Below are 22,787 nucleotides of genomic sequence, written 5' to 3'. Positions count from 1 at the left end.
CGAAAAGGAGTGCGCCATGATTGATTGGGATCATATCAACACGTTGCGAAACGACATCGGGCCGGACGAGTTCGAGGAGGTCATCGAAATTTTTCTCGAGGAAGTCGAAGGCATACTCCTGACGTTACCGGACCGGACTGATCCCCGCGCCCTGACCGACGAACTTCACGCAATAAAGGGCTGCGCGCTCAATCTCGGCTTCACCAGTCTGGCAAACCTGTGCCAGGAAGGCGAAAACCGGATTGCCGCCAGCGTTGCACATAAAATCGACGTGACACCGCTGACCGCTTGCTACGAGACATCGAAAAAGATGTTTCTGTCCGGCCTGCCCAAAGCGATGGCAGGCTAGACCAGCTTGTAGAAATCCTGCACCCGAAGCGCACCGAATTCATCGATCGCCTTTGATCGAAGCATTTGCATACCGGTAAGCCAGCGAGCGGGGTCAGAGCCGCGAAGGGCCGCGTATTTCGCCACCTCCGGATGGGGCAGGATCAAGAAGGTATCATTCTGGACACCCGCAACAACACTCGCCGCGACTTCATCAGCGGTAATCAGACTTCCGCCCGCATCGGCGTCGGCCATACCCAATAATGGCGTGGCGACATACTGCGGGCAAACGACCGACACGCCGATACCGTCCTGCGCGTGCGAAATATTCAGCGATTCGGCAAAGCTGACCGCTGCATGTTTGCTAGCGGTATAGGCGGCATCCCCGATCTGGCTCAACAAACCGGCGGCGGACGCCACGTTGACAAAATACCCCGATCCGCGCCCGATCATGGCAGGCAACAGCGCGCGGGCGGCATACACGTGGGCCATCACATGGACCTGCCAGTTCAGCATCCAATCCGCATCGGGTGCGGATGCAGCATGCGACGGATCACCCCGCCCCAGCCCCGCATTAGAGACAAATATGTCCACCGGACCGTGTGCCTTTTCGGCCGCTTCGATGGCCGTGATAATCTGCGCTTCGTCCGTCACATCACAGGTTGCTGCAACTCCTCCAACCGCCTTGGCAACGACACGGGCGGCATCCCCATCGCGGTCCGCAATGCAAATCCGTGCGCCGGCACCCGCCATTCGATGCGCGAGTGCGGCACCGATACCACTGGCGCCGCCAGTGATGACCACACTTTTGTCTTTCAGATCCATACTGCTACTCCGGTTTCAGATGACAAACTGCGCCAGCGTCTCATCATTTGTGATGTCCGTATATGTGAACCCGGCGTCATCGAGCTGTTTGAGAAACGGACCGAAAGCACCCGCGCTCTTGGTTTCGATACCGATGAGGACAGACCCGAAATTCCGCGCCGATTTCTTGAGGTACTCGAAGCGGCAGATGTCGTCGTCGGGCCCCAGGATATTGAGAAAATCCTTCAGGGCCCCGGGACGTTGCGGCATGCGCAAGATAAAGTATTTCTTTACGCCGGAATACCGCTGCGCACGCTCCTTGACTTCGGGCAACCGTTCAAAATCGAAGTTCCCGCCCGACGCGATACATACCACAGTCTGGCCCTTGATGCTGTCCGCCACATCACCCAGCGCCTCTATGCTGAGCGCCCCGGCGGGCTCCAGCACGATGCCCTCTACGTTGAGCATTTCTATGATGCTGACGCATATCCGGTCTTCGGACAGATAGACGACATCGGCGGGGTCCGCTCCCTTCAATCGCGCAAAAGTACGCGCGCCGAGTTTTGCCACCGCTGCCCCGTCGACAAAGCTGTTGATCGGGGAAACGTCCACAGGGTGCCCAGCTTTGAGGGCCTCCCCAAGCGACGGGGCACCGACGGGTTCCACAAACGTATAGGACACCCGATCCCCGAAAAAGCTGCGCACTCCCGCCGACAAACCGCCACCGCCAACCGGCAGAATGATGCGGTCCGGCATACCGCCCAACTGGTCTTCGATTTCAACAGCTACGGATGATTGACCCTCGATGACGTCGTCATCATCGAAAGGCGACAGGAAATGCGCACCTTCGGTGGCGCAAAATGCCTGAGCTGCGGCCAACGTCTTGTCGAAATAATCGCCGACCAGCCGGATTTCGATATGTTCGCCGCCAAACATTTGGGTTTTTTGTATTTTTTGCTGGGGCGTGGTGACCGGCATAAAAATAACGCCGCGCACGCCGAAGTGGCTGCACATGAAGGCAACGCCTTGCGCGTGGTTCCCCGCAGACGCACAGACAAAAACCCGCTGATCGGGAATGACCTTTCGCATGGCATTGAAAGCGCCGCGCAACTTGTAGGACCGCACGGGGCTCAGATCTTCGCGCTTGAGGTAGATGTCCGCGCCGAACCGTTCCGACAGATGCTCGTTCTTCAGCAGCGGTGTGGCGGGGAACACCGCGCGCATGGCACGCGTGGCGGCGATGGCGCCCATCTGGAATTCGTCTGACATGTCCGGCCTTTCACGCATGCGGTGCCTCATCGTTAGGCAAGCCGACCTGCGCGGTCAACGCGGGTGCGGCGATCAACCTTGCCGCAGGGTCGAAAAACGGATACGCGGACCGCAACATTCGACAAAGGAAAAGCAGATGTCCGCGCCCAAGAAAGTTGTGCTCGCCTACTCCGGCGGGCTTGATACCTCGATCATCCTCAAGTGGCTGCAAACCGAATATGGCTGCGAGGTCGTGACCTTCACCGCCGATCTGGGCCAGGGAGAAGAGCTTGAACCCGCCCGCGCCAAGGCGGAGATGATGGGTGCCTCCGACATCTATATCGAAGACGTGCGCGAAGAATTCGTGCGCGATTTCGTGTTCCCGATGTTCCGCGCAAATGCGGTCTACGAAGGTCTTTATCTGCTGGGCACGTCGATCGCGCGTCCGCTGATCTCCAAGCGTCTGGTCGAGATTGCCCATGAAACGGGCGCTGATGCTGTGGCCCACGGGGCAACAGGAAAGGGCAACGATCAGGTGCGTTTTGAACTCGCGGCCTACGCGCTCGACCCCGATATCAAGGTAATTGCGCCGTGGCGCGAATGGGATTTGTCGAGCCGGACAAAGCTTATCGACTTTGCCGAAAAGAACCAGATTCCGATCGCCAAGGACAAGCGCGGCGAGGCGCCGTTCAGCGTGGATGCGAACCTGCTGCACACCTCCTCCGAAGGTAAGGTGCTCGAAGATCCGGCAGTGGATGCCCCCGATTATGTCTATCAGCGCACGGTAAATCCCGAAGACGCGCCGGACACGCCCGAGTACGTGGAAGTCGGGTTCGAGCGCGGCGATGCGGTTTCGATCAATGGCGAGGCGATGTCGCCCGCGGAAATCCTGACCAAGCTCAATGAACTGGGCGGCAAACACGGCTGCGGACGGCTCGATCTGGTGGAAGGCCGTTTTGTCGGCATGAAATCACGCGGCATCTATGAGACCCCTGGCGGGACCCTGTTGCTCGAAGCGCACCGTGGCATTGAATCGATCACGCTCGACCGTGGTGCGATGCACCTCAAGGACGAATTGATGCCGCGGTATGCCGAATTGATCTACAACGGCTTCTGGTTCTCGCCAGAGCGGACGATGCTCCAGGCGGCAATTGACGCGAGCCAAACACATGTTACCGGGACTGTCCGGCTGAAGCTCTACAAAGGCCACGTGCGCACCGTGGGCCGTTGGTCTGATTTCAGTCTCTATTCCGAGGCACATGTGACATTCGAAGATGATGCAGGCGCTTACGATCAAAAAGATGCAGCGGGCTTTATCCAGCTGAACGCGCTGCGGCTGAAACTGCTCGCTGCCCGCGACAAACGCACAAAATCCTGACAAAAAAGGCCCGGTACGCAAAGCGCGCCGGGCCTAGTACTCAGTACCATACTTAGCGAAGAGCACTGCCCTTCCGGCAAAAGTTTACTCGTCACCGGTTCATAATCGGTAAACGGCGTGTGGACTTCACGGGGAAAGGCGGCCGCGATGTAACCGCAGATAGTGGTGCATCGCCTGCTCCAGAATCGGTTGCAAATCCTCGGGCACCTCCGGCAAATCGCCCTCTGCGCCAGCGAAACCCGTACTCGCGTGCACCGCACCATACCAATGCCGCGCCCAGATGCCGTCCTTCGGATGTGGACCGGCGGGCCATGACAGCATGGCATCATCGAACGATAACCCGATCGCTTTACACAACGACCGCAGCATTCCTTCCGGGTTCGCGCGGATATCGGTGCTGTCGACAACGACACCGCCGATCCGGTCGAAAAGATCAGCCTGCTGCACAAACCCGATATCCGCCAGCGTCGGCGATTCGCGTTTGGCGGCATAGCTTGCGATGACACGCGCGGGATGTCGGATCAAATGGACATGGGTGCAATCGACAGCCCAATCCATGGGAAACCCGTCGAGCATGTGGTGCGGCATGTGTTTCATATAAAGGTGCGGCCTGCCGCCCTCGCTGCAGGACTGCGCCACTTGGCTGGGGTCTGTTTCGTGCCGGGCGATAATCTGGTCCGCCATCGGATGCGCGGCACCTGATCGCGCCAGATAAGGCGCATAGAACGGTTCGTCCATGACGACGAAATCGGCCCTGTTTCCAAAGCTGTACATCATCGCCGTACTCAGATTGCGTGGTCCGGACCACATGGCAATTCGCATCACAAAGGTACTCGCATCTTGGCAGCTTTTGGCCGGATGTTACCGTTTTGCGGGATCCGGTAAACCGAATTCACCAGCGCGTGAGAAACCGTTTCGTGAGTTGCGCGTTCTTCCCAAAGATCGCACGGTCCGCACCAAAGGAGAGCGACATGTTCACAATCAGCAATCTGAAAACACTCGTGCTCGGCGGGCTTGTCGCCATTGGATTGATAATCCAGACAACAGATGCCAAAGCCGCGGAAACGCGGACCCTGACCGTGGCGGGCGGATGTTTCTGGTGTGTTGAGGCCGACTTCGAAAAGGTGAAGGGCGTCAAAGGTGCGGTGTCGGGCTTTGCGGGCGGGAATGTCTCCAATCCGACCTACAAACAGGTAACCGCTGGCGGCACAGGGCACTACGAAGCCGTGCAGATCCGCTATGACCCCGACGTGGTAAGCGCCGCTACCCTTCTCGATCTGTTTTTCAGATCTATCGATCCCACGGATGCAGGCGGCCAATTCTGCGATCGTGGCGACAGCTATAAAACGGCGATTTTCGCCGCCGATAGCGCACAGGAAGCGGCCGCCAAGACTGCAAAAGCCAACGCCGCCGCCGCACTCGGCCAAAATATTGTGACACCGGTGTTGGGCAACGCCAAGTTCTGGCCCGCCGACGCCTACCATCAGGACTATTACAAAGGCAAAAAGCTGGTCATCACCCGCTTTGGCCCGAAACGCCAATCCGCTGCCTATAAGGCCTACCGCGATGCCTGTGGCCGGGACGCACGGGTCAAACAGCTCTGGGGAGATGACGCACCCTTCGCGGGTTAGGTATCAAACTCGTCCTGAATGTCCTTCAAATCAGGAATGACATCCGCCGTTCCGCGACGCGCAACCATCAGCGATCCTGCCTTGAGCGCCAGATCGATGGCCGCTTCCATGCGCAGACCCCGATCCAGGCCGGCAACAAGGTAGCCGGTGAAGGTATCACCAGCGCCTGTCGTATCTACGGGCTTGGCGGGATAGGCATCGAACTGCCGTTTGTCGCCGCCGGAAAGCCACTTGCATCCCTCGGCACCCAGCGTAACCACGATGTCGGCAATGCCAAGCGCAGGAAGATCCTTGCCTGTTGCATCCTCGAGCTGCTGCGCCTCGATTTCGTTAAGTACCATCAGATCGATCCGGCCCAGCATCCGCTCTACGGCGGCCGCATCAAAGGGCGCCGCGGCGTAGGCGACCCGCAACCCAAGCGACCGCGCGGTAACTGCGGCATACTCGTGACCGTTCGTTTCGTTTTGCAGCAACAGCGTGTCGCCCGGCGATGCTTCGGAAAGGGCCGCACCAATGATCGCCTCCGTCAATCGAACGTTCGCACCCTGAAACAGGACGATATTGTTCTCGCCTTCCGCGTCCACGTTGATGATCGCATGCCCGGTTGGCACATCGATGCTTGCGATATGGGGCGTGTCGACGCCGTATTCCATCAACCGCTCGACGGTCCAGCGCCCGTCGGGGCCAACCGCACCGATATGTGAAATCGGTGCGGCGGCACGCGCCACAGCCACAGACATATTTGCACCCTTGCCGCCCAGCCCCTGCCGAAAACTATGTGCGGCCAATGTCTCTCCGGGGGCCGGTAGATGCGGCACCTCGTAGAAATTATCGATGTTGATCGAGCCGAGATTCCAGATCATCCGCCCACCTTGCACGCCGCGAGGATGGCCATGTTCAGAATATCATTTGCCGTAGAAGTCGAGGACGCAATCTGGATAGACTTGTCCACGCCCGTCAGGATCGGCCCGATGATCGTGGCCCCTGCCATTTCCTGCATCAATTTGACAGAAATGCTGGCCGAATGGCGGGCCGGTACAACCAGAATATTCGCGGGCCCTGTAAGGCGCGAGAACGGATAATTGGCCTGACTGGCGGCATTCAGCGCCACGTCGACGGTCATCTCGCCCTCGTATTCGAAATCTGCACCGCGGCTGTCCAACACCTCCGGTGCGAGATGCATTTTCTCCGCCCGCTCCGACACAGGATACCCGAAGGTCGAAAAGCTGACAAAAGCCACCCGAGGCTCCAGGCCCAGCGCGCGCGCAACACGCGCCCCGCTTTCCGCGATGTTGGCCAGATCATTGTCGTCGGGCCACTCGTGGACAAGCGTATCACCGATCAAAACGATACGCCCCTTGTGCAAAACAGCCGTGATGCCCGTAGCGCCCCCTTCGGCGTTGGCGTCAAACACATGGTTCAGCCGGTCAAGCACATGCGCCGATTTGCGGGTCGCCCCCGTCACCAGACCGTCGCCATGCCCATGCGCCAACATCAACGAGCCGAAAACATGGCGGTCCCGCGCGGCAAGCCTGTGCACATCCTTGGTATCAAACCCGCGCCGCTGCAGACGCCGGTAGAGATATTCCTTGTACATCTCCAGATGCGGCGTGTTCGCGGCATTCACCACTTCGATTTCGCGCACCGCATCCTCGAGGCCAGAGGCTTGCAGCTTTTCGCGCACATCCTCACGGCGCCCCACGACAAGCGCTTTGCCGAGACCGGAGCGTTGATACATCACCGCTGCGCGCAGCACTTTCGGATCGTCACCTTCGGCAAAGATCATCCGCGCCTGCGCCGCACGCGCACGGGCATTGATGCCCCGCAGGATGTTCGCTGTCGGATCCATCCGTGATTTCAGGCTCAGCTCGTATGCCTCCATGTCGATAATCGGGCGCCGTGCAGCGCCTGTGTCCATCCCCGCCTTGGCCACGGCGGGAGGAATGCGATGGATAAGCCGCGGGTCAAAAGGCGTGGGTATGATATAATCCCGTCCAAAGCTGAGGTTCTTTCCGTAAGCAAGCGCCACCTCGTCTGGCACATCTTCGCGTGCGAGATTGGCAAGAGCATGTGCGCAGGCGATCTTCATCTCGTCATTGATCGCGCGGGCGTTGATATCCAACGCGCCGCGGAACAGGTAGGGAAAGCCAAGTACGTTATTGACCTGATTGGGGTAATCGCTGCGCCCTGTTGCCACGATCGCGTCCGCCCGCACAGCGTGCGCTTCCTCCGGCGTGATTTCGGGATCAGGGTTCGCCATTGCAAAGATGACCGGATCTTCGGCCATGCTGGCGACCATATCGGGCGTCACCGCGCCCTTGACGGAAACACCCAGAAAGACATCCGCACCGCGCATGGCATCGGCAAGTGTCCGGGTATCGGTATTTGCCGCGTGGGCCGATTTCCACTGGTTCATGCCTTCGGTCCGGCCCTGATAAATCACGCCCTTGGTGTCGCACATGATACAGTTGTCATGGCGCGCACCCATCGCCTTGAGCAGTTCTAGACAGGCAATGCCCGCTGCCCCTGCGCCGTTCAACACGATGCGCACATCTTCGATTTTCTTGCCCGACAACTGCAGCGCATTCAAAAGCCCCGCTGCACAAATCACCGCTGTCCCGTGCTGGTCGTCGTGAAAGACAGGGATGTCCATCTCTTCCTTGAGCCGCTGCTCGATGATGAAACATTCGGGTGCTTTGATATCTTCAAGGTTAATACCGCCGAAGGTCGGGCCCATCAGACGCACGGCCCGGCAGAACTCGTCGGGGTCTTCGGTATCCAGCTCGATATCGATGGAATTGACGTCGGCAAAACGTTTGAACAGGACGGCCTTGCCCTCCATCACCGGTTTCGATGCCAGTGCACCCAGATTGCCCAAGCCCAGAACGGCCGTTCCGTTGGAAATGACAGCAACAAGGTTTCCTTTGTTGGTGTAGTCATATGCGGTTTCAGGAGTCGCCGCGATTGCCTCACACGGGACAGCAACCCCCGGAGAATAGGCCAGCGACAGGTCGCGCTGCGTTGTCATCGGCACTGTGGCGCTGATCTCGAACTTGCCGGGTGTCGGTTCCAGATGGAAGGCGAGCGCCTCCTCCGAGGTCACTTTGTTCTTTGTCACTTGGGTGGCACTCTCTGTTGTTTGCCCAAGTCATAGCCGCCCGCAGCCCATCAGACAATCATACGACGTACCGCAGCCATGCGTGTTTCGCCGTAAACGCTGCGTGCCGTTCGGGGAAATCGCGCTCCAGACGGGTCAGGGCCCACCGGATAACCTGTGTGCGTTCGCATCTGTTGGCACACCAGATCAGCCGGATCAGTGTCTGCCAACGGTCCGGCTTTGCTTTGAACGCGAGATCGAGCGCGACAAGCTCCGATTTCGGTTCATCCAGCGCCTTGTGGCAATCGGCTTTCAGCAAACACAATCCGGCGTGGCCCTCCAGCATTGCGTCATGGACCTCCAGAAGCGCAAGCGCCCGGTCGGGTGCGCCCACCTTGAACAACCGCTGCCCCAGCTTGAGAACGCTCCCTGCGCTGGGCATGTCAGGGGGAAACCCGAAGAGGCTGACGATAAACGCCATCACCTGTGCAGTCCCGCTTTCCGAAAGGGAGGTGGGCACGATCCCGTCCTGACCGAACGCCGGTTCTTTCAAAGGATCGTCTTGCTGAAAATCTGCGAAGAATGTCACGTACCGGCAGCGCGCCGCGTTTGCCAGTGGCCAAAAATCCGCCCACCGCCATTGCGCTGTCTGAAGCGTGCCCAATTCGATGACAGTGGCCTGCGGATTCGCGAAGAGCATATTTGTGAACGCGGCCCCGTGGTACGACACCATCATTTCCGCCTGCGCCATCAGCGCGATCTGCTCCAGGGGCGAAAGGTTCTCGAAGACGACGTAGTCAAAGCCGAAAAGCTGCAAGTGCTCGATGAGCAGGTCCTCACCGGCCATATGGCGCGCACGGCTCTGGCGATCGTCACGACCGACAAAAAAGCGCGTTGGCAAGTGACTGAAATCTTGCCCCTCGATCGCGGCCAACGCCCGTTTGCGCAAGGCAATCAGAGACGAATTAACAGCATTTCGCTCCAAAATCTGGTGAAAGGCGAGCGAGAATACATCCGTCATCTCGGCGCGGGCACGTGGTAGAAGTGCTGCGAGCGGAGCGGTCTCTTCGGGCGGTGCAAAAAGGTGACTGCCGACAAGATCAAACCCGCTGAGAACCTTTGCATAGGTCTTTGGCACTCGTTCAAAGAACACCCGGCCGGCGTATTCGGGAAACAACGCATCGACAAAAGCAGCACAGAAAGCACGGTGTTTGTCATCGGGGTGCGGGTAATGGAAATAGATGTCACCGGTGAACGCAATGTCATCCAGCAAACAAAGCCGCGCCAAAGCTTCGGTGATGAAGTGAAAGTAGTTGAAGGTGTTGCGACATTCGAACGCAACGTTCAATTCAGGCTCTAATGCAAGCGATTTGGGAAGATCCGTCGGCAATCGGGTATTCCGGCGCTGTGCAAAAAACACCTCCAGTCGGGCAATGGCATCGTCGCTCCCGCGCAGGCTATCCCACCGGAAACTGTTGATTACCCGTGTAGCCGTTGCACCCTGCAGCAGGTACTTCCCACCGGCCATGACGTAGGACTTGCGATAATCCGCCTGATCCAGAACCACAGGCACCGATGCATATTCAACGGGCGTCGTGAATGTTCGATTGCGGCCCGCCGCGGCCACATGCGACCGGATTTTGGCGTTGACCGTGTCGTGCTCGCTGACCGCGAACCCTTCAATGATACCGCCGGTAATGGGGCGCCATAGATACTCCGGAGCGCGCAGCAGCGACATGCCGGCATCCGACCACGGGTCGAAAAACAGATCTTCGGGAGGCAGGGTCAGATCGGTCTTGTTGGTCACTGCGGTGGGGCTCTCCGGTTCGCGCAAACTCAGGTTTAGCACAATGCGGCCGCACGTCTATTGTTTGGCCCCTGCCCTTCCCCTGCGCGGCGGTGTTTTGTAGACAAGCGGCACGCCAAGGGGGACGCAGATGAGCACCGGCACAACCACACCGATGATGGCCCAATATCTGGAGATCAAATCCGGCTATCCGGACGCGCTCCTGTTCTATCGCATGGGTGATTTCTACGAGATGTTTTTTGACGATGCCGTCGCGGCGTCTGAGGCATTGGACATCGCGCTGACCAAACGCGGCAAACATGAGGACAAGGATATTCCCATGTGCGGAGTCCCTGTCCATGCCGCCGAAGGTTATCTGCTGACCTTAATCCGTAAAGGGTTTCGCGTGGCGGTGGGTGAACAGCTCGAAAGCCCGGCAGAGGCGAAAAAACGAGGCTCTAAGTCGGTTGTTAAGCGCGATGTTGTGCGGCTCGTGACACCGGGTACGCTCACCGAGGATTCACTGCTTGAAGCGCGGCGGCATAACTTTCTGGCGGCCTTCGCCGAGGTTCGTGACGACGCTGCGTTGGCGTGGGTCGACATATCGACGGGCGCATTCCATGCCATGACCCTGCCCAAAGTACGGCTTGGCCCCGAACTTGCCCGCCTCGCGCCATCGGAGCTGCTGATCGCGGATGGACGGGAGAGCGACTACCGGCATCTCGAGGATGACTTCGACCTGTCGCTTACCACCCTGTCACGTGCGAGCTTTGACAGTACGGGGGCCGAAAACCGCATTTGCACGTTGTTTGCCGTGTCGTCGCTGGAGTCTTTTGGCAACTTTGAACGGGCTGAAGTGTCTGCGATGGGTGCGCTGATCGACTATCTGGAAATCACGCAAAAGGGTAACTTGCCGCTCTTGAGAAAACCGGTGAAAGAGGCAGAAGCGCGCACTGTGCAGATTGACGCCGCGACCCGCCGCAATCTTGAACTGACACATGCGTTGACCGGCGGCCGCTCCGGCTCGCTTCTGTCGGTTATGGACCGCACGGTGACTGCCAGTGGTGCGCGCTTGCTCGAACGGCGCCTTTCGAGCCCTTCGCGCGTATTAGAGACAATTCATGCGCGGCAGGATGCCGTCAGCTTTGCCATGGACAACACCCGCCTGAGCGAAGATATCCGGACACGCTTGCGCAATGTTCCCGATCTTGAGCGCGCCCTGTCGCGCCTGTCCATGGACCGGGGTGGCCCGCGCGATCTGACTGCAATTCGCAATGGCCTGACCGAAGCAGAGCATATCGCACGCATGTTGCAGGACGACTCCCTGCCTGATCTGATCACGCAATCTGCCGACGATCTGGTCGGTCACGACACGCTGATTGACCTGCTTGATGACGCGTTGATTGCCGAGCCGCCGCTGCTGGTCCGCGATGGTGGATTTATCGCAGCCGGATACCACGCGGAACTTGATGAAGCCCGCACCCTGCGTGACGAGGGCCGCGGCGTGGTTGCAGGCATGCAGGCCGAATTCGTCACTGAAACCGGTATTTCGTCTCTCAAAATCAAGCATAACAACGTGCTGGGTTACTTCATCGAAACCACCGCTACCCATGCCGAAAAAATGCTTTCCGCTCCGCTGTCGGAAAAATTCATCCATCGCCAGACAACCGCAAATCAGGTCCGGTTCACCACCGTCGAATTGAGCGAGCTGGAGACAAAGATCCTCAACGCCGGTAATCGCGCGGTAGAACTGGAAAAGCGGCTCTATGAAACGCTCAGAGGCTCTATCCTTGAAAAGGCGGCGGAGGTGGCAAATGCGTCCGCCGCACTGGCCGAGATCGATTTGGCAACGTCGCTTGCCGCACTGGCACAGTCAGAAAACTGGGTGCGCCCCGTCGTCGATGAAAGCAGGGCCTTTGACATTACAGGCGGGCGCCATCCTGTCGTCGAACATGCGCTGTCCAAACAATCGGGCACACCTTTTGTCGCGAACGACTGCGATCTGAGCGCCGAAACATCCGCTGCGATCTGGCTGCTGACCGGTCCGAACATGGCCGGTAAATCGACGTTTCTAAGGCAAAACGCCCTGATCGCGCTGATCGCCCAAATGGGCAGCTATGTTCCGGCGACGCGCGCGCACATCGGTGTGGTCAGCCAGCTGTTCAGCCGCGTCGGTGCGTCCGATGATCTGGCGCGGGGGCGTTCGACCTTCATGGTGGAAATGGTTGAAACCGCCGCGATCCTCAATCAGGCCGACGACCGCGCGCTCGTTATCCTCGATGAAATCGGTCGCGGGACGGCAACCTATGACGGGCTTTCCATTGCCTGGGCCACACTGGAACACCTGCATGACGTGAATCGTGCCCGCGCCCTTTTTGCCACCCATTACCATGAAATGACCGCCCTTGCCGGAAAGCTCGACGGGGTCGACAACGCCACCGTGTCTGTCAAGGAATGGGAAGGCGAAGTCATCTTTCTTCACGAGGTGAAGAAAGGCGCGGCAGACCGGTCTTATGGCGTTCAGGTGGCACAGCTTGCGGGGCTGCCGGATGCGGTGATCGCACGTGCCCGCGTTGTTCTTGACGCGCTGGAGCAAGGCGAGCGCGAAGGCGGGGCCACCCAAAAGACACTGATCGACGATTTGCCGCTGTTCGCAGCCACGCCTACGCCGCCCACACCTGCGCCAAAGACGTCGCAGGTCGAAACGATGATCGAGGCGATTTTGCCAGATGAGCTGAGCCCGCGCGATGCGCTCGACCTGATCTACAAACTGAAAGAGGCGGCCAAAACCTGACCGCCCCTTTCAAATCTAATAGCGCAATAATCAGCCCGGATTGGACGAAACACCAACCTGAGCTGGGCGCAGCAAACGGTCGTGCAGCATGAAACCCTCGGCCGCGACCTGAATAATGTCGCCCGCTTTGGTTTCCGGCACGGGTGCCTCGAACATCGCCTGATGCAGCTTGGGATCAAACCGATCGCCCACTTCGGGCGCGATCACTTCGATACCGTGCTTTTTGAACACGCTGCGCAATTCGCGCATGGTCAGTTCGATACCCTCAAGCAGCGGTCCGGAAATGGTGCGCTGCTCTTCGGTCGCCGCTTCCAGCGCGCGTTTCATATTGTCATGGACCGACAGCATGTCGCGGGCAAGTTTGGAGCCACCGTAGTTCTCGGCTTCACGACGGTCCTTCTCGGAGCGCTTGCGTGCATTCTCTGCGTCGGCCAAGGCGCGCATGAAGCGGTCCTTGTACTTGTCCCGCTCTGCCATCAGTTCTTCGAGCGCCAATTCGCCCTCGTCGATTTCTTCCATCTCGTTGGCATAGGCTTCCGCCTCTGCCGCTTCGGGGTCATCAAGAAAATCTTCGTGTTTCGGGTCAGCCATTTTCCACCTCTAACTCCGGTCGGAAATCAGCTTTCCAACCAGTTGTGCCGTATAGTTCACGATGGGCACGATGCGTCCGTAATTCAGCCGCGTCGGACCAATCACCCCAACGGCGCCAATAATCCTACGGTCCGAGTTCATATATGGGGAAACCACCAAAGAGGAACCCGAAAGTGAGAAAAGTTTGTTCTCCGAACCGATAAAAATGCGCACACCGTCGCCGTCTTCGGCGAGTTCGAGAAAATCGGCGATGTCCCGTTTGCGTTCAAGGTCGTCAAACAGCGTCCGAATGCGGTCGATGTCCTCGGCCTCTCCGCTGTTTTTCAGCAGATTCGCCCGCCCCCGCACGATAAGCCGTTCAGGATGGTCGCCATTGTCATCCCAGATCACCGTTCCGGTTTCCACAAGCTCGGCAGCAAGCGCATCTATTTCCTGACGCCGTGTCGCCATCTCCTTTTGGATCGTTCCCTGAAGCTCCGACAGCGTTTTGCCCTCGACAAGAGAGTTCAGGAAATTCGCGGCCTCCCGCATCGAGCTTGGCGTCTGGCCGGGTGACGGGCTGAACAGGCGGTTCTCCACATGGCCGTCGGAAAAAACAAGAACAGCCAACGCGCGATCGGGAGCAAGGGACACAAACTCGATATGACGGATCGGCGCTTCGTGTTTGGGCGCCAGCACGAGCGATGCACCCTGTGTCACGCCTGACAACGCAGACCCGACACGGTCAAGCACACCGCCAACGTCGTCCATATCGCGCCCGAAAGTTGCGTCGATGCGTTCGCGATCCTGATCATCGGGGTTGCCGACTTCCAGCAACCCGTCGACGAACATCCGCAGCCCCAGTTGCGTCGGAATACGCCCGGCGCTGACATGCGGGCTGTCGAGCAATCCCAGATACTCCAGATCCTGCATCACGTTGCGGATTGTCGCCGCGCTCACTTTTTCGCTGAAATCACGCGTCAACGTGCGCGACCCCATCGGCTCGCCATTGGCAAGATACCCTTCGACGACGCGCTGAAACACTTCGCGCGAGCGGTCGTTCATTTCCTGCAATAGAGTGGATGTATCAGTCATGCGGGCTTCCTTCGCACTACATTAAGGGCGCAGGGGTTGCATCCGCAAGGGAGGGGGGGCTATCCCCGAAGGCAAATCACACAAAGGAACATCACCATGCGTCCATCCGGTCGGAAACTTGACGAAATGCGCGCCGTATCTGTCGAGGTCGGTTTCACGAAACACGCCGAAGGCTCCGCATTGATCAAAGTGGGCGATACGCACGTGCTGTGCACTGCGACCATCGAGGACCGCGTGCCGCCGTTCATCAAGGGATCGGGGCTGGGCTGGGTCACCGCCGAATACGGCATGCTGCCCCGTGCCACCAATACGCGAATGCGCCGCGAAGCCTCCGCGGGCAAACAGGGTGGCCGCACCGTCGAAATTCAACGGCTCATCGGCAGATCCTTGCGGGCAGGTGTCGATCGCTCAGCGCTGGGCGAACGGCAGATTACGGTCGATTGCGATGTCCTGCAGGCCGATGGCGGGACCCGGTGCGCTTCCATCACCGGCGGCTGGATCGCACTGCGGCTGGCGGTCAACAAACTTATGAAAGCGGGTGACGTGACAACCGATCCACTCGTGGATCCCGTCTCTGCCGTCAGCTGCGGCATCTACGCGGGTCAACCGGTGCTTGATCTCGATTACCCCGAAGATTCCGAGGCGGGCGTCGACGGTAATTTCATCATGACCGAAAGCGGGCAGATGATCGAAACACAGATGAGCGCAGAGGGCGCCACCTACACGCGTGATCAGATGAACGAGCTGCTGGATCTTGCCGAGAAAGGCGTTGCCGAGCTGGCGCAAATCCAGAAAGCGGCCTGCGCATGAGCCGAAAGTTCGACGGCGACCGCATTCTTGTCGCGACCCACAACGCCGGAAAACTGGAAGAAATGCAGGAGCTGTTCGGCCCCTTGGGCATCGCCGTGGTCGGCGCCAAGGAACTGAATCTCGAAGAACCGGACGAAACCGAAGACACGTTCATCGGCAACGCCCGGATCAAAGCGCACGCGGCATCCCGGGCCACCGGTCTTCCCGCGCTCGCCGATGACAGCGGCATACAGGTGGCTGCATTGGACAATGCGCCAGGCGTCTATACCGCTGATTGGGCCGAAACGCCGGACGGGCGCGATTTTCTCATGGCGATGGAAAAGACCCACGCTTTGCTGGAAAAGTCCGGCGCGCCACAGCCTTGGAACTGCCGCTTCTGCGCAACGCTCGTGCTTGCGTGGCCCGATGGACATGACGAGGTGGTCGAGGGCTTCGTGGACGGCACGTTCCAATGGCCGATGCGCGGTGAAACGGGACACGGCTATGATCCTATCTTCCAACCCATCGGCGAAACCCGCACGTTTGCGGAAATGACCCATGACGAAAAGAACGCGATCAGCCATCGGGCGGACGCCTTCAAAAAGCTGCTGGCCAAGTGTTTTGACTGACGACTGGCACAACGGTGGATTCGGAATATACATCCATTGGCCGTTCTGCGAAGCCAAATGCCCTTACTGCGACTTCAACAGCCACGTCACGCGTTTTATCGATCAGGATGCGTGGAAGGCCGCGTACCTCAGCGAACTCAGACGGGTCGCTGAAGAGACCCAAGGGCGCATTGTGCAGTCCGTCTTCTTTGGCGGAGGCACACCCAGCCTGATGCAACCGGACACCGTGGCCGAGATAATTGCAACAATCCGCACGCTTTGGCCTACCAGCAACGATCCCGAAATCACACTCGAGGCGAACCCCGGCTCGGTCGAGGCCGGTCGCTTCGCGGCCTATCGAGACGGCGGCGTCAATCGTATCTCGATGGGCATTCAGGCGCTGAACGACGATGACCTGAGACAGCTTGGTCGCCTGCACAGTGCAAAAGAAGCCATTGCGGCCTTTGATATTGCCCGCAAAACATTTGACCGTGTCAGTTTCGATCTCATCTATGCCCGTCAGAATCAATCGCTTGCAGACTGGGAAACAGAGCTCAAACAGGCCCTGAGCATGGCAATAGACCACCTTTCGCTCTACCAGCTCACAATCGAGGACGGCACAGCTTTCGGTGACCGTTACGCCCGCGGCAAGCTGCGCGGCCTACCAACTGACGATCTGGGGGCCGACATGTTCGATATGACGCAACAGATTTGCGCGGATGCCGGGATGCCTGCCTACGAGGTATCAAACCACGCCCGCGACGGCGCGCAATCACGGCACAATTTGATTTACTGGCGGTACGGCGATTATATCGGCATCGGCCCGGGCGCGCATGGTCGGATTACATCGAACGGTCGGCGCAACGCGACGCTGTGTCACTCAAACCCGCAAATGTGGCTCAAAGCTGTCGAAACAGGCTCTGCAGAAAAACCAAGAGAGCGCCTCACGCGGTCTGATGAAGCCATTGAATTCCTGCTGATGGGCCTTCGTCTGCGTGAAGGCATCGACGCAAAGCGCTATGAAAGGCTGGCCGGGAAACCTCTTAGCATCGACACCCTTTCACACCTGCACGAAATCGGGATGCTGTCTGAAACGGAATCGAGAATTATCGTTTCAGATCAGGGTTTTAGGGTCCTAAACTCTGTCATTTCCGACCTAATTGACGCTTAATTTCCGCCCAAGATACGGCAAATCTCATCCAACTGGTCCATTGAAGCGTAGTGCACGATTACCTGGCCCTTCTCCGCGCCGGCCTTATGGTTCAGCGTAACTTTCATGCCAAGACCGGCGGACAAATCGCCCTCCAAAGCCCGCGTATCGGCGTCTTTCTCGTCCGACGGTGGCCGTTTTGGCGCTTTGGTTCCATCCTGTGCCGACTGCTCTTTCTTGACCAAAGCCTCCGTCGCACGGACGGACAATCCACCCTTTACAACCTGCTGCGCCAGCTTCATCGGATCTTGCGCTGGGATAAGCGCGCGTGCATGACCCGCGCTCAGATCCCCTTGCCGCAGCAAATCAAGAACTGGCATCGGCAGATTGAGTAGCCGCAGCAAATTCGCGATGTGGCTCCGGCTCTTGCCAAGTGCTTCGGCCATTTTTTCCTGCGTATGACCGAATTTGTCCATCAGCTGGCGGTATCCGGCCGCCTCTTCCACGGCATTCAGATCAGCCCGCTGAATATTTTCGATGATCGCGACTTCGAGAACTTCGATGTCGCTATATTCCCGCACGATAACGGGCAACTCGTGCAGCTGCGCCATCTGCGACGCCCGCCACCGCCGCTCTCCCGCTACAATCTCAAACGTATCATCAGCGCGCTTGCGCACGATCAACGGCTGCAGAACGCCTTTTTCCTTAATCGACGCCGCCAAATCATCCAGATCGCCCTGAACAAACTGTTTGCGCGGCTGATCCGGATTCGGCGAAACCCGCTCGATCGGCACCATTTGATCTGCAGCGGCAGGACCCTTTGCAACGATGGTCTCTGTTTCAGTAACATCAGCCATCAACGCGGAAAGCCCCCGGCCCAAGCCCCGCTTTCGCTCCTGACTATTCGACATGCTGCACCTCTTTGGCTTCAATCTTGTTATTTTTCAAAAGCTCGCGGGCCAACTCACGATAGGCGATTGCGCCCTTCGATTGGCTGTCGTAGCTCAATACCGGCATCGCAAAACTTGGCGCCTCGCTCACCCTGACGTTTCTCGGGATCATCGTCCGAAAGACCAGGTCGCCAAGGTTCTGACGCGCATCTGCCTCAACCTGTTGCGATAGATTATTCCGACGATCGTACATCGTGAGGACAACCCCCTCAATACGCAGATCCTTGTTGCCTGCTTGCCGGACCTCGCGGATCGTCAGCATCAGCTGGGACAAACCCTCAAGCGCGAAAAACTCGCTCTGCAGCGGCACGAGCACCGAATGGGATGCAATCATTGCGTTCACTGTCAGAAGATTAAGCGACGGGGGGCAGTCGATCAGGATATAGTCGAAGGCGAATTGATCCATTTGCGTTTGCCGCAGGGCATCATGCAGGAGAAAGCTGCGCTTCTCATTGGTAAGAAGCTCAAGATCCGCCGAGCTCAGATCTACAGTCGCAGGCACGATGGACAGTCCACGGGTCTCCGTGGGCAGGATCACATTCTTCAAATCAATGTCCTCGAGCAGCAGCTCGTAGGTCGTGAATTCCCGGTCATCCAAATCAATGCCCAGCCCTGTCGATGCATTGCCCTGTGGGTCCAGATCGATAACCAGAACCTGAAGCCCCTCCTCCGCCAAAGCCGCGGCAAGGTTAATTGTGGTCGTGGTCTTGCCCACACCACCCTTCTGGTTCGCAACTGCCACAATTTTCGGTCCTTGAGGACGAGAAAGATCAGACACGTACAGGCTCCTTGATCTTCAAAATAACAGCGTCGGGATTGGTTTCGCTCTGAACCGCCTCTTCAACGTACTGCCATTTGCGTTTTGCGTCAGCACTTTCTTCGCGCCAACGCGCACCCTTCAAGAATAAAGCGATACCATCCGCGCGCATATGGCGGTCGGCAAATTCGAGAAGCGTTGATAATTCTGCAAGAGCACGCGCGGAGACGACTGACGCATCTTGCGGTGGCACATCGTTTATCCGCTCGCTTAGTACTGATACGTTTAATTCCAGCTCCCGCGCTACCGTTCGAAGGAACGTACACTTGCGCTGATCACTGTCGACGAGCGTAAAACGCCGCGCAGGCTGCGCTTCTTTCGCCAATATCGCGGCTACCAGACCGGGGAACCCACCACCGCTGCCGAGGTCGAGCCAATCGCCTTCGGTTGGTGCCAGTTGGTACACCTGTAGTGAATCAACGATATGCCGGTCCCAAATGTGCTGACTGTCATTAGAGGAGACCAAGTTGATCTTCTTGGTCCACTTCACCGCAAGCGCTTCAAACGCTTTTAATCTGTCGAATGTTTCACGTGAAACATTTGCGGCGCTTTTCTCGCTCATGCCGATTTTCTCTTCGCACGCTTCCTCAGAATAGCAAGGATCAAGGTAAGCGCCGCGGGCGTCATACCATCGACCTTCGCTGCTTGCGCAAGCGTTTCCGGGCGTGACGCGTTGAGCTTTGCTGTCAGTTCATTCGACAAGCCATCGATTGCGACATAATCGAAGTCAGACGGTATCCGCTCCTGCTCGTCTTTCTTGAGCAAAGCAACATCATTCTGCTGCCGCTTAATATAATTCGCGTACAATGCATCCTTCTCCACCTGCTCCGCGATCTTGGGAGCAATTGAAGTGAATTTATCCGACAGCTTGCTAATTGTAGAGAAATCGACTTCAGGAAATGCGAGCAACTGAAAAGCGGTGCGTCTTTGACCATCCTGATTGATCTTTATGCCGACTTCAGCCGCTGCTTTGGGTGTAAAGCTTGTGTTTTCCAGCAAATTGCGCGCGTCCGCTAGCGCGTCGCGTTTTTCGTTGAACGTTCGCTGGCGGGTTTCGGAAACACAGCCCAACTCGATCGCTACCGGCGTCAACCGCTGGTCCGCATTATCGGCGCGCAAAGATAGCCGGAATTCGGCGCGAGACGTGAACATCCGATAAGGCTCACTTACGCCTTTCGATGTTAGATCATCGATCATCACACCAATATAGCTGTCGGTCCGGCTGAAATGGATCGGATCACGGTTCTGCACAGCCAGCGCAGCGTTCAGCCCGGCGACCATCCCTTGCGCGGCCGCTTCCTCATACCCGGTTGTACCATTGATCTGACCCGACAAGTACAAACCACACACGTCCTTTAGCTCCAGAGTTTGACGCAAAGCGCGAGGATCAACGTAATCGTACTCAATGGCGTACCCGGGCTGCATAATCTGGACGTTTTCCAAACCGTCGATAGAGCGAACGTATTGCTCCTGGACCGATATCGGAAGGGATGTCGAAATACCGTTGGGATAAATCGTTGGGTCATCAAGACCTTCGGGCTCCAAAAAGACCTGATGAGAGGTTTTATCGGCGAACCTTACGACCTTATCCTCAATCGACGGACAATATCGCGGCCCAACACCGTCAATATGGCCCCCGTACATCGCTGATCTTTCGAGGTTCTCGCGGATAATATCGTGTGTTTTCTCGTTAGTATGCGTGATGCCGCACGCGATCTGACGGGCTTGCGCCTTGTCTGACATGAACGAGAAAAGGGCGGGATCGGCATCCGCCTCTTGCAGCGCGAGGCCTGACCAATCAATTGTCCGGTTATCGAGACGCGGCGGTGTGCCTGTCTTCAACCGCCCCAAGGCGACGCCAAAGTCATCAATCCGTTCAGCGAGGCGGATAGACGGCTTATCGCCCATTCGCCCACCACTATGCTGCTCGTCTCCGATATGGATAACGCCACGCAGGAATGTCCCGGTGGTCAAAATAACGGCCTGGCTTTCCAAAGACGAGCCATCAGCCAAGACAATACCGGTAACGGAGCCGCCTTCCATCGAAAGGTCAACGACCTCTCCCTCAATAATCGTAATACAGGGGTGAGATTCCATTTCCGACGACATCGCCGACCGATAGATTTCGCGATCCGCCTGCGTACGCGGTCCCTGAACGGCTGGACCTTTGCGACGATTCAGAAGACGGAACTGGATGCCGGCTTTATCCGCAACGCGCCCCATGACACCGTCGAAGGCGTCAATCTCTCGCACTAGGTGCCCTTTGCCTAGCCCACCGATCGCCGGATTGCAGGACATGACACCAATTGTATCCCGAGACATCGTAACAAGCGCTGTGTTTGCGCCCAGACGGGCGGCAGCATGCGCGGCTTCCGTCCCGGCATGCCCTCCCCCAATTACAACGACATCAAAATGTTTCACGTGAAACAATCCTCATTTTCCAAGACAGAAGCTGGCGAATATCTCATCTAACAGATTCTCTGCGTCAATGCGACCAACCAACGCCTCAAATGAGCGAATTGCCACACGCAATTCCTCCGCCGCAAGATCATAGAGGTCGGGGCCCTGATCCAAGATATTCGTCGCAGCATCAATGCCATCAATGCCACTTTGCATCGCCACTGCATGCCGCGCGTGCGTGGCAAGTCCAGCATCCGCAGCCAAAACGCCGAGTTTTTCCTGAAGGTCGTTTAGCAACTCCTCGACGCCCGCGCCGGTCTGTCCGGAAATCGCTGGATACCCCGCGTTTAATCGATCCGCTTTCGCCGTCAAGACGATATCGGACTCCAGTGGATCCAATTTGGGGTCATCACCGTCCAAAAGGAAAATCCTGACATCCGCGTCCGACGCGCGTGACAGCGCGCGCTGCACGCCAAGATTTTCAATCGTGTCGTCACTCTCGCGAATTCCGGCCGTATCAAGGAGCGTAACAGGCAAACCGCCAAGATCCATGCGTACTTCAATCACATCCCGCGTCGTACCCGCAATTTCCGATGTTATCGCCGCGTCACGACCTGCCAAGCGGTTCAGGAGGGTGGATTTTCCGACATTCGGCGCACCAACAATCGCAACTTCGAATCCGGTGCGTATGCGCTCGGCCGACTCTGTGCCATCAATTTCAATCTGAACATCCGCCCGCACGCCATCCAGCAGCTCACGCACTTCACCAGTCACGTCCACCGGCACATCTTCATCCGCAAAATCGATTGTCGCTTCCAGCAAAGCGGCCGCACGGATCAACGCGGCCCGCCAACTCTCGACCTTATTGCCAAGCATCCCGGACAATACCTTCAGCGCCTGTTTCCTCTGCGCTTCAGTTTCCGCCTCAATAAGGTCCGAAAGGCCTTCGACCTGGACAAGATCAAGCCTCCCGTTCTCGAGCGCGCGGCGTGTAAATTCACCGGGTTCGGCCAAACGGGCGTGGGGCTTCGACCCTAGCTCCAGAAGGACACGTTTGAGAATTGCGATACTGCCGTGCAAGTGAAGCTCAACGACATCCTCGCCAGTAAAGCTGTTGGGGCCATCGAACCTGATGACCAGCGCCTGATCGATGTACCCGCCGTCAGTTCCCCGAACCATCCGTAGTGCTGTTTGCCGGTGTTCCGGCAACCCGCCGACCATCTGCCCTGAAATTTCCCTGGCATGCGGACCGGAAATCCGAACGACGGACACGCCGGCCCGCCCCACAGCAGTCGCTTGGGCAAAAATCGTATCCATTGACCTAAGCCTCTGAATTAAAACGT

20 protein-coding genes are annotated in these 22,787 nt (G+C 57.9%); 7 read left to right on the top strand and 13 right to left on the bottom strand.

Annotated features, from left to right (window positions below; translation table 11 throughout):
• Window positions 1-16: 16 nt before the first annotated feature.
• A complete protein-coding gene (locus tag K3756_RS00330; protein ID WP_259989798.1) occupies window positions 17-349 on the top strand; it encodes an Hpt domain-containing protein in 333 nt (110 codons plus the stop codon).
• Here the strand turns inward: K3756_RS00330 and K3756_RS00325 are convergent.
• Window positions 346-1,152 (bottom strand): SDR family oxidoreductase, encoded by an 807-nt coding sequence (locus K3756_RS00325; protein WP_259989796.1) that lies wholly within the window; start codon window positions 1,150-1,152, stop codon window positions 346-348. The genes K3756_RS00330 and K3756_RS00325 overlap by 4 nt on opposite strands.
• Before the next feature lie 15 nt (window positions 1,153-1,167).
• On the bottom strand, window positions 1,168-2,418 hold the full coding sequence (gene ilvA / locus K3756_RS00320; protein WP_409202411.1) for a threonine ammonia-lyase IlvA: 1,251 nt from the start codon (window positions 2,416-2,418) through the stop codon (window positions 1,168-1,170).
• 118 nt (window positions 2,419-2,536) lie between these two features.
• Here ilvA and K3756_RS00315 point away from each other — a divergent pair, with 118 nt between their 5' ends.
• Window positions 2,537-3,757: an argininosuccinate synthase gene (locus tag K3756_RS00315; protein ID WP_259989794.1), complete on the top strand. Its 1,221-nt coding sequence runs from the start codon at window positions 2,537-2,539 to the stop codon at window positions 3,755-3,757.
• Between the two features lie 126 nt (window positions 3,758-3,883).
• On the opposite strand, the gene K3756_RS00310 is transcribed toward K3756_RS00315, so the two are convergent.
• Complete coding sequence (locus K3756_RS00310; protein WP_259989792.1) at window positions 3,884-4,579, bottom strand: HAD family hydrolase; 696 nt, start codon at window positions 4,577-4,579, stop codon at window positions 3,884-3,886.
• Window positions 4,580-4,728: 149 nt separating this feature from the next.
• Here K3756_RS00310 and msrA point away from each other — a divergent pair, with 149 nt between their 5' ends.
• The gene (gene msrA / locus K3756_RS00305; protein ID WP_259989790.1) at window positions 4,729-5,388 is read left to right on the top strand and encodes a peptide-methionine (S)-S-oxide reductase MsrA; all 660 of its coding nucleotides are present in this window, start codon (window positions 4,729-4,731) and stop codon (window positions 5,386-5,388) included.
• Here the strand turns inward: msrA and K3756_RS00300 are convergent.
• From K3756_RS00300 to K3756_RS00290, 3 genes are read right to left on the bottom strand one after another with little or no spacing between them, the layout of a single operon-like run.
• Window positions 5,385-6,251: a ribokinase gene (locus K3756_RS00300; protein ID WP_259989788.1), complete on the bottom strand. Its 867-nt coding sequence runs from the start codon at window positions 6,249-6,251 to the stop codon at window positions 5,385-5,387. The two genes, msrA and K3756_RS00300, sit on opposite strands and share 4 nt — an antisense overlap.
• A complete protein-coding gene (locus tag K3756_RS00295; protein WP_259989786.1) occupies window positions 6,248-8,506 on the bottom strand; it encodes an NADP-dependent malic enzyme in 2,259 nt (752 codons plus the stop codon). Before K3756_RS00295 ends, K3756_RS00300 begins: the two co-directional genes overlap by 4 nt.
• A gap of 58 nt (window positions 8,507-8,564) precedes the next feature.
• Window positions 8,565-10,292, bottom strand: coding sequence for a DUF563 domain-containing protein (locus K3756_RS00290; RefSeq protein WP_259989784.1), 1,728 nt, complete (start codon window positions 10,290-10,292; stop codon window positions 8,565-8,567).
• A 130-nt stretch (window positions 10,293-10,422) separates the two neighbouring features.
• Here K3756_RS00290 and mutS point away from each other — a divergent pair, with 130 nt between their 5' ends.
• Window positions 10,423-13,065, top strand: coding sequence for a DNA mismatch repair protein MutS (mutS, locus tag K3756_RS00285; protein WP_409202410.1), 2,643 nt, complete (start codon window positions 10,423-10,425; stop codon window positions 13,063-13,065).
• Window positions 13,066-13,095: 30 nt separating this feature from the next.
• On the opposite strand, the gene K3756_RS00280 is transcribed toward mutS, so the two are convergent.
• Together K3756_RS00280 and hrcA are read right to left on the bottom strand one after the other, a co-directional pair.
• On the bottom strand, window positions 13,096-13,656 hold the full coding sequence (locus tag K3756_RS00280; protein ID WP_259989782.1) for a nucleotide exchange factor GrpE: 561 nt from the start codon (window positions 13,654-13,656) through the stop codon (window positions 13,096-13,098).
• A 9-nt stretch (window positions 13,657-13,665) separates the two neighbouring features.
• Window positions 13,666-14,730, bottom strand: coding sequence for a heat-inducible transcriptional repressor HrcA (hrcA, locus tag K3756_RS00275; protein WP_259989780.1), 1,065 nt, complete (start codon window positions 14,728-14,730; stop codon window positions 13,666-13,668).
• Window positions 14,731-14,826: 96 nt separating this feature from the next.
• Here hrcA and rph point away from each other — a divergent pair, with 96 nt between their 5' ends.
• The 3 genes from rph to hemW are packed head-to-tail and all read left to right on the top strand — an operon-like array spanning window position 14,827 to window position 17,298.
• Window positions 14,827-15,540 (top strand): ribonuclease PH, encoded by a 714-nt coding sequence (gene rph, locus K3756_RS00270; RefSeq protein WP_259989778.1) that lies wholly within the window; start codon window positions 14,827-14,829, stop codon window positions 15,538-15,540.
• Window positions 15,537-16,148 (top strand): RdgB/HAM1 family non-canonical purine NTP pyrophosphatase, encoded by a 612-nt coding sequence (gene rdgB, locus K3756_RS00265; RefSeq protein WP_259989776.1) that lies wholly within the window; start codon window positions 15,537-15,539, stop codon window positions 16,146-16,148. The genes rph and rdgB overlap by 4 nt, the downstream gene beginning before the upstream one ends.
• Complete coding sequence (gene hemW / locus K3756_RS00260) at window positions 16,141-17,298, top strand: radical SAM family heme chaperone HemW (protein WP_259989774.1); 1,158 nt, start codon at window positions 16,141-16,143, stop codon at window positions 17,296-17,298. Before rdgB ends, hemW begins: the two co-directional genes overlap by 8 nt.
• On the opposite strand, the gene K3756_RS00255 is transcribed toward hemW, so the two are convergent.
• The 5 genes from K3756_RS00255 to mnmE are packed head-to-tail and all read right to left on the bottom strand — an operon-like array spanning window position 17,295 to window position 22,761.
• A complete protein-coding gene (locus tag K3756_RS00255; RefSeq protein WP_259989772.1) occupies window positions 17,295-18,188 on the bottom strand; it encodes a ParB/RepB/Spo0J family partition protein in 894 nt (297 codons plus the stop codon). The genes hemW and K3756_RS00255 overlap by 4 nt on opposite strands.
• Window positions 18,178-19,005: a ParA family protein gene (locus tag K3756_RS00250; protein WP_259989770.1), complete on the bottom strand. Its 828-nt coding sequence runs from the start codon at window positions 19,003-19,005 to the stop codon at window positions 18,178-18,180. The genes K3756_RS00255 and K3756_RS00250 overlap by 11 nt, the downstream gene beginning before the upstream one ends.
• Window positions 18,998-19,606: a 16S rRNA (guanine(527)-N(7))-methyltransferase RsmG gene (gene rsmG / locus K3756_RS00245; RefSeq protein ID WP_259989769.1), complete on the bottom strand. Its 609-nt coding sequence runs from the start codon at window positions 19,604-19,606 to the stop codon at window positions 18,998-19,000. The genes K3756_RS00250 and rsmG overlap by 8 nt, the downstream gene beginning before the upstream one ends.
• Window positions 19,603-21,465: a tRNA uridine-5-carboxymethylaminomethyl(34) synthesis enzyme MnmG gene (gene mnmG / locus K3756_RS00240; protein ID WP_259989768.1), complete on the bottom strand. Its 1,863-nt coding sequence runs from the start codon at window positions 21,463-21,465 to the stop codon at window positions 19,603-19,605. Before mnmG ends, rsmG begins: the two co-directional genes overlap by 4 nt.
• Window positions 21,466-21,477: 12 nt before the next feature.
• Window positions 21,478-22,761, bottom strand: coding sequence for a tRNA uridine-5-carboxymethylaminomethyl(34) synthesis GTPase MnmE (gene mnmE, locus K3756_RS00235; RefSeq protein ID WP_259989766.1), 1,284 nt, complete (start codon window positions 22,759-22,761; stop codon window positions 21,478-21,480).
• Between the last annotated feature and the right edge of the window lie 26 nt (window positions 22,762-22,787).

The organism is Sulfitobacter sp. S190 (assembly GCF_025141935.1).
Taxonomy (GTDB): domain Bacteria; phylum Pseudomonadota; class Alphaproteobacteria; order Rhodobacterales; family Rhodobacteraceae; genus Sulfitobacter.
Note: the sequence above shows the minus strand (reverse complement) of the source record. Positions and strands in the feature narration are given on the sequence as shown.